The sequence below is a fragment of the Thermoactinospora rubra genome, assembly GCF_002093975.1.
GTDB classification, from domain to species: Bacteria; Actinomycetota; Actinomycetes; order Streptosporangiales; family Streptosporangiaceae; genus Nonomuraea; species Nonomuraea rubra_A.
Genome location: NZ_KZ084335.1, coordinates 104158 through 119700, shown reverse-complemented (window position 1 = coordinate 119700; position 15543 = coordinate 104158). Strand labels below are relative to the sequence as shown.

Genomic DNA, 15543 nt, shown 5'->3' with positions numbered 1-15543 from the left:
GACGAAGCTGGGGCAGCGGTCATGCCTGGCCCACCGTCTGCCGCTGGCGGCCCAGGCCGTCGATCTCCAGCTCCATGACGTCGCCCGGCTTGAGGTACGGGAAGCCGCCGAGGGCCACGCCGGCGGGGGTGCCCGTGTTGATCACGTCACCGGGTTCGAGCACCATGAACTGGCTCAGGTACCGGACGATCTCGAAGACGTCGAAGATCATGTCCTTGGTGGTGCCGTTCTGCCGCCGCTCGCCGTTGACCCACAGCCGCATGCCGAGGTTCCGCGGGTCGGGGATCTCGTCGGCGGTCACCAGCCAGGGGCCCAGGGGGTTGAAGGTCTCGCACGACTTGCCCTTGTCCCACTGGCCGCCGCGCTCCAGCTGGAACTCCCGCTCGGAGACGTCGTTGGAGACGGCGTACCCGGCGACGACCTCGCGGGCGGCCTCGCGCGAGTCCAGGTAGCGCGCGGTGGCGCCGATGACGATCGCGAGCTCCACCTCCCAGTCGGTCTTGCCGCTGCCACGCGGGATGAGCACCTCGTCGTAGGGGCCGACCATGGCGTTGGCGGCTTTCATGAAGACCACCGGCTCCTCGGGGATCGCCGCGCCGGACTCGGCGGCGTGGTCGCGGAAGTTGAGCCCGATGCAGACGATCTTGCCGGGGCGGGCGATCGGGGCGCCCACGCGCATGCCGGTGACGTCCACGACGGGCAGGTCCCCGAGCCGGTCGCGGACGCGCGCCACTCCCCCGGACGCGAGGAACGCCCCGTCGATGTCGGGTTCCCCCAGGTCGCGGAAGGCTCCGCCGGGGTCCATGACCACCGGCCGCTCCTGGCCGGCGGGTCCTACTCGCAGCAGCTTCACGCCTGGCGTCCTCACGATTCATCGGATGTCTTGAGTCGAATGCTGACTTGTCTGACGGGCCAAGTCAAGACATCGGGGTGAGTCGGGGCGGAAACATCGGATGGGGTGGGGCGGCGGGCGGTTTCGGGGTGACAAATCCTGCCTTGACGGGCGTACAGCACGCGGGTAGAACACGTTTCAATGAGGTGTCCTACCAAGCGCTTGATCAAATGCGCGCAGTGAGGTGACCCTGGATGCACATCGACCTCGTTGACCAGGACCGATACGCCACCCACGGACCCCCGCACGAGCAGTTCGCCTGGCTCAGGGCGAACGCCCCCGTCTACTGGCACGAGGGAGAACCAGGTTTCTGGGCGGTCACCCGGCACGCGGACGTCGTCTACGTCTCGCGGCACTCCGACCTCTTCTCCTCCTCGCGCAGGCTCGCCCTGTTCTGGGAGCTGCCGGAGGAGGAGCGGGCCGTGCAGCGGCTGATGATGCTCAACCAGGACCCGCCCGAGCACACCCGCCGCCGCGCCCTGGTCAACCGGGGTTTCACCCCGCGCACCATCGGCGCGCTGGAGCAGCACATCCGCGAGATCTGCGACGACCTGCTCGACCAGTGCTCGGGCGAGGTCGACTTCGTCACCCAGATCGCCGCGCCGCTGCCGCTGTACGTGATCTGCGAGCTGCTCGGCGCGCCCGTCGAGGACCGCGACAAGCTCTTCGCCTGGTCCAACCGCATGATCGGCTCCCAGGACCCCGACTACGCCTCCACCCCCGAGGACGGCCACGAGGCCGCCATGGAGGTCTACGCCTACGCCGAGCACCTGGCCGCCCAGCGCCAGGCCGCCCCGCGCGACGACATCGTCACCAAGCTGCTGCAGCCGGGCGAGGACGGCGAGACGCTCACCGACAACGAGTTCGAGCTGTTCGTGCTGCTGCTGATGGTCGCTGGCAACGAGACGACCCGCAACGCGGCCTCGGGCGGGATGCTCGCCCTGTTCGAGCACCCCGACCAGTGGAAGCGGCTGGTGGACGACCCCTCCCTGGCCGGTACGGCGAGCGAGGAGATCGTGCGCTGGGTGTCGCCGGTGAACCTGTTCCGCCGCACCGCCACCGCCGACGTCGAACTCGGCGGGCAGCTGATCCGCGAGGACGACAAGGTCGTGGTCTTCTACTCCTCGGCCAACCGGGACGCGGCCGTCTTCGGCGATCCTGACGTGTTCGACATCGGCAGGGACCCCAACCCGCACATCGGCTTCGGGGGCGGGGGCGCGCACTTCTGCCTGGGCAACCATCTGGCCAAGCTGGAGCTGCGGGTCCTGTTCGAGCAGCTGGCCAGGCGGTTCCCCCGGATGCGGCAGGCGGGCGAGGCCCGGCGGCTGCGGTCGCTGTTCATCAACGGGATCAAGGAGCTGCCGGTGCGGGTGTCGTGAGGCAGGACCGAAATATCACGAGCTAGATGGCCATTTACCCCACTATCGTGAGCCGGTGCTCATCGCCGAAATATCGCCCGACGACCGCCTTCTCCACCTTCAACGGGCCTCCTACGCCGTCGAGGCCCTGCTCATCGGCGACGACCGCATCCCGCCCCTCCACGAGTCCCTGGACGACCTGCTCGCCGCGCCCCTGACCTGGCTGGGCGCGATCGAGGAGGACCGGTTGCTGGGCGCGATCGCCTGGGAGGAGTCCCCCGGCGAGCTCGACATCCACCGCCTCGTGGTCGACCCCTCGGCGTTCCGGCGCGGCATAGGCCGCAGGCTCGTCGAGGAGGTCGTCCGCCGAGCGGGGGGCCGTCCCGTCGTGGTCTCCACGGGCCGCGACAACGTGCCCGCCCGCACCCTCTACGAGCGGCTCGGCTTCCTCCACAAGGAGGACGTCGAGGTGATCCCCGGCCTGTGGATCGCGCGCTACCGGCGGTGAGCCGCTAAGATCACCCTTCCTTTCGGGTGATCGGGACTCATAAATGCATAAATATCGGTTTTGGCGGTTGGCGCTGATCATCGCCGGACTCTACGCGACCGCCGTGGCCGTGACCGCGGTGGTCTCGGTCGTGCTGGGCGACGTCCGGCCGGTGTGGATCGCCCTCACCGGCTATGCGGAGGATTTCGGCGTCGACCGTGGTTCGCCGACCCCGCTGATCGTCACGCTCGCCCTGGTCTGGGTCGCGAACACCTGGATGCTGTGGCAGGTCTTGCGCGGCCCGGTGTCAGGACCGGTCACCCGGGACAGACGTGTGGCATGGCTGCGCAGGGCCATCTACCTGAACGTCGCCTACGACGTGATCCTGTGGTGGCCCGCCGAGCTGTTGCCGGACGACCTGTACGACGTGGTGGGAGTGCTCGTCTGGGCTCCGGTGGTCCTGCTGTTCCCACGGGTCCTCGGTGACCACCCGGCGTGGCGGCGGACCGCCCTGACCTTGGCCGGACTGATCAGCGTGGCCGGGAGCGCGCTCATCGTCGCTTTGGACGTCATGGACGTGGGCTACCGGACGGCGCCCGTCGGAAGCGGGGCGGCCGTCGTGGCGCTGGCCGCCGTGGCGTGGCACGTGCTGCTCCTCGGATCCCAGCGGCGTGACGGCCGGTGGAGCCTGGGCACGGTCCTGATCGGCCTGCTGGGCCTGGTTCTCATCTGGGTGTGGCCCATCGGCGGGTCGCTGCTGGACCTCGACATCGAGGCCCTGGAGCTCCTCGGCGAGCTGGACGTCTTCTTCACCGTGTGGCTCGCCCGATCGGCTCACGAGCTCGCCACACCGTGGCAGGCGGCCACCGCGCCCGCTCGGCCGTACCGTGGGGCCAGGTGGCTGATGGCCGCCGGGGCACTCCTGCTCCTCCTCGGCCTGGTCCAGGCCGAGGAGTCGGCGCGCCAGACGTTCAACCGGTGGAACGACGAGTGCCCCGCATGGGCCTTCGGCGAGACCCGCTACGGCGACACGCGCCCCGAGGACCGGGAGAAGGCGTTCCTCTGCAAGGTCTCCACCGACGCCTTCGGCGTGCCGCAACTGTTGCCGGACACCCTGTCCGACCAGGCGGTCCTCTCGTACGGCAGGGCGCTGTGCCGTACCACCAACGAGAAGGCCCGGGAGGCGCTGCTGCGCGAGGCGGGCAGCGAGCGCAGCACGTGGAGCGTGGAAGACAACGTTCTGGTGTTCCTCTGCCCCGAGGTCGTGGCGCGGCGGCGACCGGAACTGCTGCGGTCGGAGTCGGAGGCCCGCCAGGCGGAACGTGACCACATCGCCGAGGCGAACGCCCGGTGCGCCGATCCGTGGCCTCGGGTCAGGGCACGCCGGGAGGGCACGGCGGCGTACTTCACGGTCGAGGTCGGCAGCTACGCCGTCTACGACCCCGAGGGGACCGCCGAGGCGGACTGGGAGAAGGCTTTCCCGGCCAGGGGTCTGGCCGGATCGTCGGGTGGCGTCGTCGGCGTGTATGCCTACGAGGCATCCACGATCTGCCTGACGGTCAAGGCGTTCGGCTCGGCTCCGCCGCTCCGGCTGAAGGGGTGGGAGGACGTGGTCGAGGTGGGCGTGGTCAGCCGCAGCGGCCGGTTGGAGGTGCCCAGCATGACGGAGGGAGCCGAGGAGGGAGCCGGTCGCCCGTTGCCCGACCTCGCGGTCGCGGGGCCGGGGCGGTACCGCGTGCGCGTGTACGCGCGGGCGCGCTCGTCCTACGAGGAGCACCTCGTCGTGGTCTATCCGGGCAGGTCCGCCAAGCGGGTGGGGTATCGGTCGGAGGCAGCCTCGCGGTAGGCGCCCGGCGTGATCCCGAAATATCTCCCGAACCACCGGGTGAGGTGGCTCTGGTCCGCGAACCCCGTCACCGCGGCCACCTCGCCGATCGGCTCACCTCGGGCGATCCGCCGCCGGGCCTCGCGCAGGCGCAGCTGTCGGTGGTAGTCGCTGGGCGGCATGCCGTACACGGCCTGGAAGGCGCGATAGGCGGCGAACCGGCTGGCCCCGGCCGCGCGGGCCAGGTCCTCCGCGGTGACGTCGTCGAGGAAGCCGTCGTGGAGGCGCCGCCGTACCCGCTCGGCGATCACGGCGGCGCCCCTGGGCAGCGGCGGGCGGGGGCGGCCGGATGTGGCGGCGCGCCGTACCAGAACGGCCACGGTGTCGTGGAGCAGCTCCTCGCGACGCAGCGCGGGCGCGCCGCCGATGAGCGCCCGGTGCAGCCTGCGCAACGCACCGGCGAGCACGGGGTCCCGCACCACGGGCTCGGCGAACAGCGGCAGCCCCGCGCCCTCCAGGACGTCGGACACCAGCTCGGGACCGATGTGGACGATCCGGTAGGTGAAGCCGAGGTCCGTGGCGGCGTGGCCGTCGTGCGGATCGTCGGGGTTGAACGCCATGACCATCCCGGCCGCGCTGGTGTGCCGCCCGCCCCGGCACCGGAACGCCTGCGCGCCGTCGTCGGTGACGCCGAAGGAGTAGGTCTCGTGGCTGTGGCGGTGGTAGACGTGCTCCTCGAAGTGGGCGTGCATGGCCTCCAGCGGCCGGTCGGGCGAGCGCCAGTAGCGTGACCAGTCGGGCGTCGTCACCTCACCATTGTCCCGCACGAGCGTTCAAGACGTTTTCGGGTACGGCTGAGCAGCCTGGTGGCATGCGGTTCGACACGAAGATCGGGATCGTGGTCCGCGAGGACCTGGCCGTCTGGCAGAAGCTCAACGTCACGGCGTTCCTGGCGAGCGGGGTGTCCGGCGGGGTGCCGGACACGGTCGGGAAGCGGTACGAGGACGGGTCGGGGAACGTGTATCTGCCGATGTTCCGTCAGCCGGTGCTGGTGTACGCGGGGTCCGGGGAGGCGTTGGGGGCGATCCGCGAACGGGCGCTCGCCCGGGGGCTGGAGGCGGCGGTGTACGTCGAGGAGATGTTCAAGACGGGGAACGACGAGGACAACCGTGCCGCCGTGCGCGCCGTGGAGGCCGACGACATGCGCCTGGTGGGGGTGGCGGTCTACGGGCCTCGCAATGCGGTGGACAAGGTGGTGAAGGGGCTGTCGTTGCACCCGTAGGGCGGTTCCGCTGCGCGACCGCCGGATTTGTCCACTGCATGGGTGTCCACAGAGCACGGTTGTCCACAGAACGCTGTTCGGCTCTCATGGGCGTGGGCCGTGCCCGGCATCCTCGGGGCGTGTCGTTGCTCGTTCGTGCTCGGATCCTCACCGAGCTCATCCCGCAGGCCGTCGCATGCCGCCTCACGGCCGCGCACGTCTGGGGCCTGAAGGCCCTCCCCTGGCATGTCGACGAGCGTGACTGGCCGGTGGACCTCGTCGTCCCCGAGCCCGTCGACGTGCCCGGCTGCGCGACATTCGTCGACTCGCTGGACCCAGACGACGTCACGGTCCGCCGCGATGTCCGGGTCACGACGATCGAGCGCACCGCCCTCGACTGCGTCCGCTGGTTACCCCGCCCCGACGCGGTCGCCGTACTCGACCAGTTCCTGCGCCGGGGGCTGGACATCGACACGTTGATCCGTGAGGTCGGCTCGTCCTGGCGGCTGCGCGACACGCTCATGATGGCCGATCCGGGGGCTGGATCGCCTCGGGAGAGCTGGCTGCGCGTCGTGCTGGTCGAGGGCTGGCTGCCCCGGCCGTCCACGCAGATCCGGGTGCCGCTGGGCGAGGGGCGGGTGGCTTACCTCGACATGGGCTGGGAGGAGTTCAAGGTCGGCGTGGAGTACGACGGGGTCGAGCACCACTCCTCGCCGACCGCCCGGCTTCACGACGACCGGCGCCGGGAGGAGATCAGGGCGAAGGGGTGGCGCGTCATCGCGGTCCGCCGCGACGCACGCCCGGCGGACATCGTCGAGCATGTCGCCAACGCGCTCATCGAACGCGGCTGGCGCCCGGGTCCCGAGCGCACGCGCCGCATCCTCGGCTACATCCGCGCCCGTCGCCGCCGCCGCCGCAGATGAGCTCGGCCACCGGGCCCCGCTCCATGGCTCGGCACCTCGTGGGGTGTCGGAGGTATTCCGTGGACCCTCCGTGGAGGGAGTTTTGTTGCCCTCCCGAAGGACGGGGCGCTTCGTGGCTCTTCAGGGGATAGCAAGGCGCTCCATGGCGGTCCATGGGATGGCGAAGCGCCCGGCAGTCCTTCATGGGGTGGCGGGTGCTTCGTGACCCTCTATGGAGGGGCGGAGTGCTCCGGCCGACTCTTGCCGGAGCACTCCGCTCACCGCCCTGCCCGCCGGGGCGCCGCTCGTGACACCCAGGGTGTGATCATCTCCGTCCTGGGTTTCCCACCCCATGCGTCGCGCGAGCGTGGCGAAGAAAACACCCAGAGAGGTCTGCCCGCCCGCGGACGCGGCGAGACGCTGGCTCAGCCCGTGACGGTCGTGGCGCCCGGGAAACCTCGCGGGCGCGGTGGGCGCGGGGGCGCGGGGGGCGGACGTCAGGCCAGGAAGAACATCAGGCCAGGAAGGACACCAGGCCAGGGAGAACGTCAAGCCAGGGAGAGAACGTCAAGCCAGGAAGGCGTCAGGGCCAGGAGGAGTCCTGGTCGGGGTCGCCGCCGTCGGACAGCAACCGGATGTCCGACTCGACCATCATCGCCACCAGCTCGTCGAACGACACCGTGGGCTCCCAGCCGAGCTGGGTGCGCGCCTTCTTCGGGTCCGCGCACAGCAGGTCGACCTCGGCGGGCCGGTGCAGCGCCGGGTCCGTGACGACGTACCGCTCCCAGTCGAGCCCCGCCGCCGAGAAGGCGGCCTCCACCAGCTCCCGGACCGACTTCATGTGCCCCGTGCCGATGACGTAGTCCTCCGGCGTAGGCGCCTGAAGCATCAGATGCATGGCCCTGACGTAGTCGCCGGCGAAGCCCCAGTCGCGGCGCGCCTCGAGGTTGCCCAGGCGCAGCTCCGAGGCGAGCCCGAGCTTGATGCGCGCGACGCCGAGCGACACCTTGCGCGTGACGAACTCCGCGCCGCGGCGCGGCGACTCGTGGTTGAACAGGATGCCCGAGACCGCGAACATCCCGTAGGACTCGCGGTAGTTCTGCGTCAGGAAGTGCCCGTAGGCCTTGGCCACGCCGTACGGCGAGCGCGGGTGGAAGGACGTGCGCTCGTTCTGCGGGGTCTCGCTGACCTGGCCGAACATCTCCGACGAGGAGGCCTGGTAGAAGCGGATCTGCCCGGTCGGCGAGGAGCCGCGGGAGATGCCGGAGCAGACCCGGATCGCCTCCAGCATGCGCAGCACGCCCATGCCGGTGACCTCGGCGGTCAGCTCGGCCTGCTCCCACGACATGGGGACGAAGGAGATCGCGCCGAGGTTGTAGACCTCGTCGGGCTGGACACGCTCGACCGCGGAGATCAGCGAGCCCTGATCGAGCAGGTCGCCGCGGACGATGCGGACGTCGGCCAGGAGCTTGCGCATGCGCGAGACGCGCGGGTTGGCCTGGCCGCGGGCGAGCCCCCAGACCTCGTACCCCTGGCTCAGCAGATGCTCGGCCAGATAGGAGCCGTCCTGGCCGGTGATGCCGGTGATCAGAGCGCGCCTCGCCAACGGGGTCCTCCAACTGCTCACTTCCGCATCCGTTGGGACGGGAATGTACCGGCACGGGCCAGGGTCGGCACCAGGCCAGATAGAACGTGTTCCACAGAATAACGCTCGGTCAAGGCGACGTCGCAGTTCGCATGGGCTGTTCAAGCATGTAGGAACAATTCCACATGACCTACCGAATGGTAGCCTTTGCGGCTAAGGTCATCTCCCACGGTACACACCGGTCTCAGGGGGATCGCCGGCGAGAAAGGGGGGTCCGTGCGCCGACGTGGTCACCGCGGGATCCCCGCCATCCACCAGCGGGTCCGCGGGGCGAACGAGGAGCGGTGAGCGGTCAGTGAAGACGACGCTACGGATCGCGCTGCTGTCCTACCGCAGCAAGCCGACGTGCGGCGGACAGGGGGTGTACCTGCGCCACCTCAGCCGGGAGTTGGTCGCCCTCGGGCACCACGTCGAGGTGTTCTCCGGCCAGCCGTACCCGGAGCTGGACGAGGGCGTGATCCTCAACGAGGTGCCGAGCCTGGACCTCTACCGCGACGACGACCCGTTCCGCACGCCCAAGCTGCACGAGTACCGCGACTGGATCGACCTGCTCGAGGTCGGCACCATGTGGACCGCCGGGTTCCCCGAGCCGCTGACCTTCAGCCTGCGCGCCTACCGCGAGCTGAAGAAGCGCCGCAGGGACTTCGACGTCGTCCAGGACAACCAGACCCTGGGGTACGGCCTGCTCGGCATCCAGAAGCTGTTCCCGGTGGTCGGCACCATCCACCACCCGATCAGCGTCGACCGGCGCATCGAGCTGGAGGCGGCGCAGGGGTGGAAGCGGCTGTCCCTGCGCCGCTGGTACGGCTTCGTCAAGATGCAGGCCAGGGTCGCGCCGAGGCTGAACCCGATCCTGACCGTCAGCGAGTCGTCCCTGGCGGACATCCACCGCGACTTCAACGTGCCGCAGGCCAACATGCGGCTGATCCCGCTCGGGGTGGACACGCGCTACTTCCACCCGCGCCCGGAGCTGCCGCGGCGCAGGGGGTCCATCGTGGCCGTCGCGAGCGCCGACTCGCCGATGAAGGGCGTGGCGACGCTGCTGCGGGCGGTGGCCAAGCTGGCGACCGAACGCGACGTGCACCTCACGGTGGTGAGCAGGCCGACGCCGGGCGGGCCGACCGAGAAGCTGGTGCAGGAGCTGTCGCTGGGCGAGCGGGTGCGGTTCGTGCACGGGATCTCGGACGAGGAGCTGGGCGAGCTCATCGCCACCTCGGAGATCTCGGTGGTGCCGTCGCTGTACGAGGGGTTCTCGTTGCCGGCCGTGGAGCACATGGCCTGCGGGACGCCGCTGGTGGCGAGCCGGACGGGCGCGCTGCCGGAGGTGGTCGGCGACGCGGCGATCCAGGTGACGCCGGGCGACGCGGAGGAGCTGGCGGCGGTGCTGCGGCGGCTGCACGACTCGCCGGAGGAGCGCGCCAGGGTCGGCAAGGCGGGCTACGACCGGGTCATGGAGCGCTACACGTGGCACGTGGTGGCCAGGCGCACGGTCGAGGCCTACCAGGAAGCCATCGCACGGTGGCAGGCACAGTGAGGGAGACCGGTAAGTGCTGACTGTCGACTTCGACCTGCTGTCCGTCGGCCCGGGCATGCGCGTGCTCGACCTGGGCTGCGGCGGCGGGCGGCACGCCTTCGAGGTGCTGCGGCGCGGCGCCGACGTGGTGGCCTTCGACATGGACCAGGCCGAGCTCGACAACGTCAAGGCGATGTTCCTGGCCATGGAGGAGGCCGGGGAGGTGCCGCGGGGCGCCACGGGCGAGACCGTCCACGGCGACGCCCTGGCGATGCCGTTCGAGGACGCCAGCTTCGACCGGGTGATCGCCGCCGAGATCCTGGAGCACATCCCCGACGACATGGCCGCGATGCGCGAGCTGTACCGGGTGCTCAAGCCGGGCGCGACGGCGGCGGTGACGGTGCCGAGCTTCCTGCCCGAGCGGATCTGCTGGGCGCTGGACGAGGCCTACCACACCGCGCCCGGCGGCCACGTCAGGATCTACACGCTCGCCGAGCTGCGGGCCAAGCTCAAGGCCACCGGCTTCCTGATCGGCCCGCACCACCACGCCCACGGGCTGCACTCGCCGTACTGGTGGATCAAGTGCGCGGTCGGCGTCAACGACGACGACCACCCGCTCGCCAAGGCCTACCACCAGTTGCTGGTCTGGGACATCATGAAGCGCCCCGCCGTGACGAGGATCGCCGAGTCGCTGCTGAACCCGCTGATCGGCAAGAGCGTGGTGCTGTACGTCAGGAAGCCAAAGGCGTGATCACGCGGGAGCAGGTCGTCCAGACCGCCGTCAGCATCGCGGCGATCCAGCAGGCCGACGGCGGCGTGCCGTGGCCGGAGGGGCACGTGGACGCCTGGAACCACATCGAGTGCCTCATGGCCATGTCCGTGGCCGGGCTCACCGAGGAGGTACGGCGCGGCTACGAGTGGCTGGCCAGGCACCAGCGCCCCGACGGCTCCTGGCCGTCGAAGGTCAGGGACGGCCGGGCGGTCGAGCGCAACGGCGAGTCCAACCACGCCGCCTACCTGGCCGTGGGCGTCTGGCACGAGCTGCTGGTCACCGGCGACGACGGCTTCGCCGCGAGCATGTGGCCGATGGTCAAGAAGGCGCTCGACTACGTGGTCGGCCTGCAGACCGAGCGCGGCGAGATCGTCTGGGAGCGCGACGCGGCGGGCCGGGCGGCCGACTACGCGCTGCTCACCGGCTGCTCCTCCATCCACCAGGGCCTGCGCTGCGGCGTGCTGCTGGCCGAGCACCTGGAGGACTCCCAGCCGCACTGGGAGCTGGCCGCCGACCGGCTGGCGCACGCGGTGGCCGCCCACCCCGAGGCGTTCGCCGACAAGAGCCGCTTCTCGATGGACTGGTACTACCCCGTGCTGGGCGGCGCGGTGCGCGGCCCGGAGGCGTTCGAGCTGCTCAACCGGGAGTGGACCACGTTCGTGGTGCCGGGGCTGGGCGTCCGCTGCGTGTCCGACCAGCCGTGGGTCACCGGCGCGGAGACGTGCGAGCTGGTGCTGGCGCTGGACGCCATCGGCGACCGCGGGCGCGCCCGGCTGCTGTTCGCCGAGGTCCAGCACCTGCGGCACGAGGACGGCTCCTACTGGACCGGCTGGCAGTTCGCCAACCGCAGGCACTTCCCGCACGAGCGCTCCGGCTACACCGCGGCCGCCGTCGTGCTCGCCGCCGACGCGCTGCTGGAGCTGACCCCCGCCTCGGGCATCTTCCGCGCCGCGGCGGCGCCCGCCGTACCGGCCGCCGACCCCTACGCCTGCGGCTGCACCCCCGCCCGGACCTGAGCGCAAGCCGCTTTGCGGTTTCTTTGCGCGCCGCGCCCGGAGTGCCGTCCACGTGGCCGCGCGTGCCGTGAGTAGGTTCTTCAGCGGCCGCAAACGTGCGTCTTCGGGGGAACAGTGGGCGCAAGATTGCTCTTGGACCATGTCAGGACCGAACCGGCGCCGGTGGCCCGGCGCGGGGCGCGAGGTCGCCACCGCATCTCCGGCGGGCGCCGGCTGCGAGGGCTCGGGGTCATGCTGACCGCGGCCGTGACGGCCCATCTGGCGCCGCACGAGACCACCCCGCCGGCCGTGGGCAGCGCAGGCGGCGCCGATCCGGCCGATCGCCGCTCCCGCCGCCCGCGCCGGCCCGCGCCGGACGTGCTGGAGGCGGCGGAGAAGTCCTTCGCCCGCGGCTTCGCCGCCGCCCTGTCGCGCACGCTGGACCGGCTGGAGGCCGTGCCCGCCGACCAGCTGGGGTTCGCCTGCGAGGGGGCCGCCGCCGCGAGCGCGATCCTCGACCAGATCACGCTGTCGCGGGGGCGGCGCCTCCAGGCGCTGCTCGCCGGCCCCGCCGTACGGCATTCGCACGCCGTCTACCTCGGCGCCGGGCGGGCCTACGCGCGGCTGCGCCTGCGTTCGGGATGGTCCAGGCTCCATCCGCTGCAGCGGTGGGCGGCGCTGGACGGGCTGGGCTTCCAGCTGGCCCTCACGCACCGCGCGGAGGAGCCGCGGTTGCGCTCACGCGCCGAGCGGGCCGTCGCCGACCAGGGGCTGGGCCGTTTCCTGTGGCACGAGGCGGGCGCCTCCCCTGACGCGGTCGCCGCCCGCATCGCGGCCTTCCCCGCGGCCCGGCGCGGCGACCTGTGGAGCGGGGTGGGGTACGCGGCCACCGTCGTGGGCGGCGCCGACGCCGCCGACCTGTCGGCGCTGTCCCTGCGCGCCCGCGCCGACGGCTTCCGCATCCGGCTCGCCCAGGGGAGCGCGTTCGCCGCCGCCGCGGCCCTGCGCTCCGGCCACCTGCCCCGCGCGACCGCGCAGGCCGTGCCCGTGCTGGCCGGGATCGAGCCGGAGGACGCGGCGGCGCGGGTGGACCGCGCGCTCATCGCGCTGGGGCACGACCCGCACGCCTGCCACGACTACCTGGCCTGGCAGTCGCACACCAGGCGGGCGCTGGGTCAGACCCTCTCCAGCACCCGCAGCGACCCCTGAACCCGGACCTCCTTGAACTGTCCCGACTCCAGCGCCCGCAGGTACACCCGGTAGGGCGCCTGGCCGCCGTCGCGCGGGTCGGGATAGATGTCGTGGAAGGCCAGCGCGCCCCCGGCCATGACGTGCGGCGCCCAGCCCTCGTAGTCGCGCGTCACGGGCTCCTCCGAGTGCCCGCCGTCGATGAACAGCATGGCCAGCGGCGTGTTCCACAGCCTCGCCACCTGCTCGGAACGGCCGACGACGGCGATGACCTCCTCCTCCAGCCCGGCGGCGGCGATCGTGGCGCGGAAGGTCGGCAGGGAGTCCATCTTGCCGAAGCGCGGGTCCATGAGCGTCGGGTCGTGGTGCTCCCAGCCCGGCTGGATCTCCTCCGAGCCGCGGTGGTGGTCCACCGTGACCACCACGGACCCGACCTGCCGCGCCGCCGCACCCAGGTAGATCGCGGACTTGCCGCAGTACGTGCCGATCTCGCAGAGCGGGCCGCGGGAGCCGTACCGCAGAGCCGTCTCGTACAGCGCGAGACCCTCCTCCGGCGGCATGAACCCCTTGGCCCGCTCGGCGGCCCGCCGCAGATCAGCCGGCATCTCAGTCATGGAACAGAACAATACTCTTGAACCGGGTTCTGGAACCTGTTCTACTTGGCTCGTGAATCAGCGCGCCCGCATCGCGATGTCTCCCGACGAGGTCGCAGCCTTCCTCGCCGGCTCGCGCAAGCTCCAGCTCGCGACCATCAACCCCGACGGCACGCCGCACCTGGTCACCATGTTCTACGCCCTGGTCGACGGCAGGATCGGCTTCTGGACCTACGGCAAGGCCCAGAAGGCGCGCAACATCGAGCGCGACCCCCGGGTCAGCTGCCTGGTGGAGGCTGGGGAGGATTACGACGAGCTGCGGGGCGTGCTGGTGTACGGCGTGGCCAAGCGGGTCGGCGCGACCCTCGATCTCGGCATGGAGGTCGCCAGGCGCATGACGCCCGGCGTGCCCGACGAGCTGCTCCGGCCGTACGTGGAGCAGACCGGGAGAAAGCGGGTCGCCTATGTGGTGGAGCCCACGAAGGTGGTCTCATGGGACCACAGGAGGCTGACATGAAGATCAAAGTGGACTACCTGGTGTGTGAGGCCAACGCCGTCTGCATGGGCCTCGTGCCCGAGGTCTTCGAGGTGGACGAGGAGGACCAGCTGCACGTGCTGCTCCCCGAGCCGCCGCCCGAGATGCTCGACCGCGTCCGCCACGCGGTGCGGTCCTGTCCGAAAGCCGCCCTCTCACTGGAGGAGTGATCCCCCGTATGCGTGCTGCGCTCGTCCACGCCGCAGGCGACGACAAGCTCGACATCCGTGACGACGTCACGCTGACCCCTCTGGGACCGACCGACGTCCGCGTGCGCATCAAGGCGACCGGCGTCTGCCACTCCGACCTGTCGGCCATGAGCGGGGTGCTGCCGCAGCCGATGCCGCTCGTCCCCGGGCACGAGGGCGCGGGCGAGGTGGTGGAGGTGGGCGACCACGTTACCTCCGTGCAGCCGGGCGACCACGTCATCGTCAACTGGCGCCCCTCCTGCCAGCAGTGCGACCTGTGCCTGGGCGGCCAGCCGTACCTGTGCATGAAGTACGTGGTGGAGTCCTTCAGCACGGCGCGGCTGCGCTTCGACGGCGACAAGCAGGCCTTCGGCATGGCCGGGTGCGGCACGTGGGCCGAGGAGACCGTCCTGCCGTGGCAGGGCGCGATCAAGATCGACCCCGACATCCCCTACGAGGTCGCGGCACTGATCGGCTGTGGCATCACCACGGGCGTCGGCGCCGCGATCAACACGGCGCGGATCAAGCCCGGCTCCACGGTGGCGGTCATCGGCTGCGGCGGCGTGGGCCTGTCGGTCATCCAGGGCGCGCGGATCTCCGGCGCCCGCGTGATCCTCGCGGTCGACCCGCTGGAGTCCAAGCACGCGCCGGCCAAGAAGGTGGGCGCGACCCACGCGGTCACGCCCGACCAGCTCATGGAAGCGATCGGCGAGCTCACCGGGGGTAGCGGGTTCGACTACGGCTTCGAGGTGGTCGGCAAGGCCGCGACGATCCAGACCGCCTGGCAGGTCACCCGGCAGGGCGGCACCGTGGTCGTCGTGGGCGCGGGTGCGATGGACGACATGGTGCAGATCTCCGCCTTCAGCCTGCTGTTCGAGGGCAAGAAGCTGCTGTCGAGCCTGTACGGCGAGGCCGACGTGCGGCACGACTTCCCCTACTTCGCCAAGCTGTGGAAGTCCGGCCAGCTGGACCTGGAGTCGATGATCAGCGCGCGGATCAAGCTGACCGACCTGAACGAGGCGGTGGCCGCCCTGCGCGGCGGCGAGGTGGCGCGGCAGATCGTGATCATGGACTGACACGTCCGTGCGCCAAGAGGGCCGGGGAGTTCCCCGGCCCCTTTTTGGCGTCAGGCAGTGTTTGCTGATGGCAGACGATGCATGAGGGGGTGCCATGGCGAGAATCGTCGTCGACCTGGATGAGCGCATGCTGGCCCTCGCGCAGCGCCGGCTCGGCACGAAGACCAGGCGAGACACGATCAACCGGGCTCTGGCCATCGCGGCGTCGACGAGCGCCGATGACCGCGCGCGAGGTTTGGCCTGGCTTCAGGACAACGCCGAGTCCATCCTCGACTTCGAGGTCCTGGAAGAGCGCGAGCGTCCCGGCCGGTGA

The 15543-nt window shown here is 71.0% G+C and carries 17 protein-coding genes; 13 read left to right on the top strand and 4 right to left on the bottom strand.

Features of this window, described 5'->3' with window-relative positions; all coding sequences use genetic code 11:
- Nucleotides 1-19 precede the first annotated feature (19 nt).
- Nucleotides 20-853 carry a fumarylacetoacetate hydrolase family protein gene (locus tag BSB02_RS14960; protein ID WP_084959400.1) on the bottom strand — a complete coding sequence of 278 codons (834 nt, stop codon included), beginning with the start codon at nt 851-853 and terminating at the stop codon, nt 20-22.
- A gap of 233 nt (nt 854-1086) precedes the next feature.
- On the opposite strand from BSB02_RS14960, the gene BSB02_RS14955 reads away from it, so the two are divergent.
- From BSB02_RS14955 to BSB02_RS14945, 3 genes are all read left to right on the top strand, one after another.
- Nucleotides 1087-2271, top strand: a complete 1185-nt coding sequence (locus BSB02_RS14955; RefSeq protein WP_084959399.1) for a cytochrome P450 — start codon at nt 1087-1089, stop codon at nt 2269-2271.
- A gap of 55 nt (nt 2272-2326) precedes the next feature.
- The gene (locus BSB02_RS14950; protein ID WP_084959398.1) at nt 2327-2758 is read left to right on the top strand and encodes a GNAT family N-acetyltransferase; all 432 of its coding nucleotides are present in this window, start codon (nt 2327-2329) and stop codon (nt 2756-2758) included.
- Between the two features lie 67 nt (nt 2759-2825).
- A complete protein-coding gene (locus BSB02_RS14945) occupies nt 2826-4583 on the top strand; it encodes a hypothetical protein (protein WP_084959397.1) in 1758 nt (585 codons plus the stop codon).
- On the opposite strand, the gene BSB02_RS14940 is transcribed toward BSB02_RS14945, so the two are convergent.
- On the bottom strand, nt 4526-5371 hold the full coding sequence (locus tag BSB02_RS14940; protein WP_240506424.1) for an AraC family transcriptional regulator: 846 nt from the start codon (nt 5369-5371) through the stop codon (nt 4526-4528). The genes BSB02_RS14945 and BSB02_RS14940 overlap by 58 nt on opposite strands.
- Nucleotides 5372-5433: 62 nt before the next feature.
- Here BSB02_RS14940 and BSB02_RS14935 point away from each other — a divergent pair, with 62 nt between their 5' ends.
- Together BSB02_RS14935 and BSB02_RS14930 are read left to right on the top strand one after the other, a co-directional pair.
- The gene (locus BSB02_RS14935; protein WP_084959396.1) at nt 5434-5844 is read left to right on the top strand and encodes a DUF2000 domain-containing protein; all 411 of its coding nucleotides are present in this window, start codon (nt 5434-5436) and stop codon (nt 5842-5844) included.
- A 119-nt stretch (nt 5845-5963) separates the two neighbouring features.
- Nucleotides 5964-6746 carry a hypothetical protein gene (locus BSB02_RS14930; RefSeq protein ID WP_143590674.1) on the top strand — a complete coding sequence of 261 codons (783 nt, stop codon included), beginning with the start codon at nt 5964-5966 and terminating at the stop codon, nt 6744-6746.
- Between the two features lie 562 nt (nt 6747-7308).
- Here the strand turns inward: BSB02_RS14930 and BSB02_RS14925 are convergent.
- Complete coding sequence (locus BSB02_RS14925; RefSeq protein ID WP_084959394.1) at nt 7309-8331, bottom strand: GDP-mannose 4,6-dehydratase; 1023 nt, start codon at nt 8329-8331, stop codon at nt 7309-7311.
- A 334-nt stretch (nt 8332-8665) separates the two neighbouring features.
- On the opposite strand from BSB02_RS14925, the gene BSB02_RS14920 reads away from it, so the two are divergent.
- The 4 genes from BSB02_RS14920 to BSB02_RS14905 all read left to right on the top strand — a co-directional run bounded on the left by BSB02_RS14920 (nt 8666) and on the right by BSB02_RS14905 (nt 12859).
- Nucleotides 8666-9904 (top strand): glycosyltransferase family 4 protein, encoded by a 1239-nt coding sequence (locus BSB02_RS14920; protein WP_084959393.1) that lies wholly within the window; start codon nt 8666-8668, stop codon nt 9902-9904.
- 13 nt (nt 9905-9917) lie between these two features.
- On the top strand, nt 9918-10634 hold the full coding sequence (locus tag BSB02_RS14915; protein ID WP_143590672.1) for a class I SAM-dependent methyltransferase: 717 nt from the start codon (nt 9918-9920) through the stop codon (nt 10632-10634).
- The gene (locus tag BSB02_RS14910) at nt 10631-11671 is read left to right on the top strand and encodes a prenyltransferase/squalene oxidase repeat-containing protein (RefSeq protein ID WP_084959392.1); all 1041 of its coding nucleotides are present in this window, start codon (nt 10631-10633) and stop codon (nt 11669-11671) included. The genes BSB02_RS14915 and BSB02_RS14910 overlap by 4 nt, the downstream gene beginning before the upstream one ends.
- Before the next feature lie 132 nt (nt 11672-11803).
- A complete protein-coding gene (locus BSB02_RS14905; RefSeq protein WP_143590669.1) occupies nt 11804-12859 on the top strand; it encodes a DUF1702 family protein in 1056 nt (351 codons plus the stop codon).
- On the opposite strand, the gene BSB02_RS14900 is transcribed toward BSB02_RS14905, so the two are convergent.
- Nucleotides 12826-13443 (bottom strand): class I SAM-dependent methyltransferase, encoded by a 618-nt coding sequence (locus BSB02_RS14900; protein WP_420855857.1) that lies wholly within the window; start codon nt 13441-13443, stop codon nt 12826-12828. The genes BSB02_RS14905 and BSB02_RS14900 overlap by 34 nt on opposite strands.
- Before the next feature lie 61 nt (nt 13444-13504).
- On the opposite strand from BSB02_RS14900, the gene BSB02_RS14895 reads away from it, so the two are divergent.
- From BSB02_RS14895 to BSB02_RS14880, 4 genes are all read left to right on the top strand, one after another.
- Nucleotides 13505-13948, top strand: coding sequence for a pyridoxamine 5'-phosphate oxidase family protein (locus BSB02_RS14895; RefSeq protein WP_084959389.1), 444 nt, complete (start codon nt 13505-13507; stop codon nt 13946-13948).
- A complete protein-coding gene (locus BSB02_RS14890; protein WP_084959388.1) occupies nt 13945-14136 on the top strand; it encodes a ferredoxin in 192 nt (63 codons plus the stop codon). The genes BSB02_RS14895 and BSB02_RS14890 overlap by 4 nt, the downstream gene beginning before the upstream one ends.
- An 8-nt stretch (nt 14137-14144) precedes the next feature.
- Nucleotides 14145-15230 (top strand): Zn-dependent alcohol dehydrogenase, encoded by a 1086-nt coding sequence (locus BSB02_RS14885; protein WP_084959387.1) that lies wholly within the window; start codon nt 14145-14147, stop codon nt 15228-15230.
- Nucleotides 15231-15324: 94 nt separating this feature from the next.
- Nucleotides 15325-15543, top strand: a complete 219-nt coding sequence (locus tag BSB02_RS14880; protein ID WP_084959386.1) for a DUF2191 domain-containing protein — start codon at nt 15325-15327, stop codon at nt 15541-15543.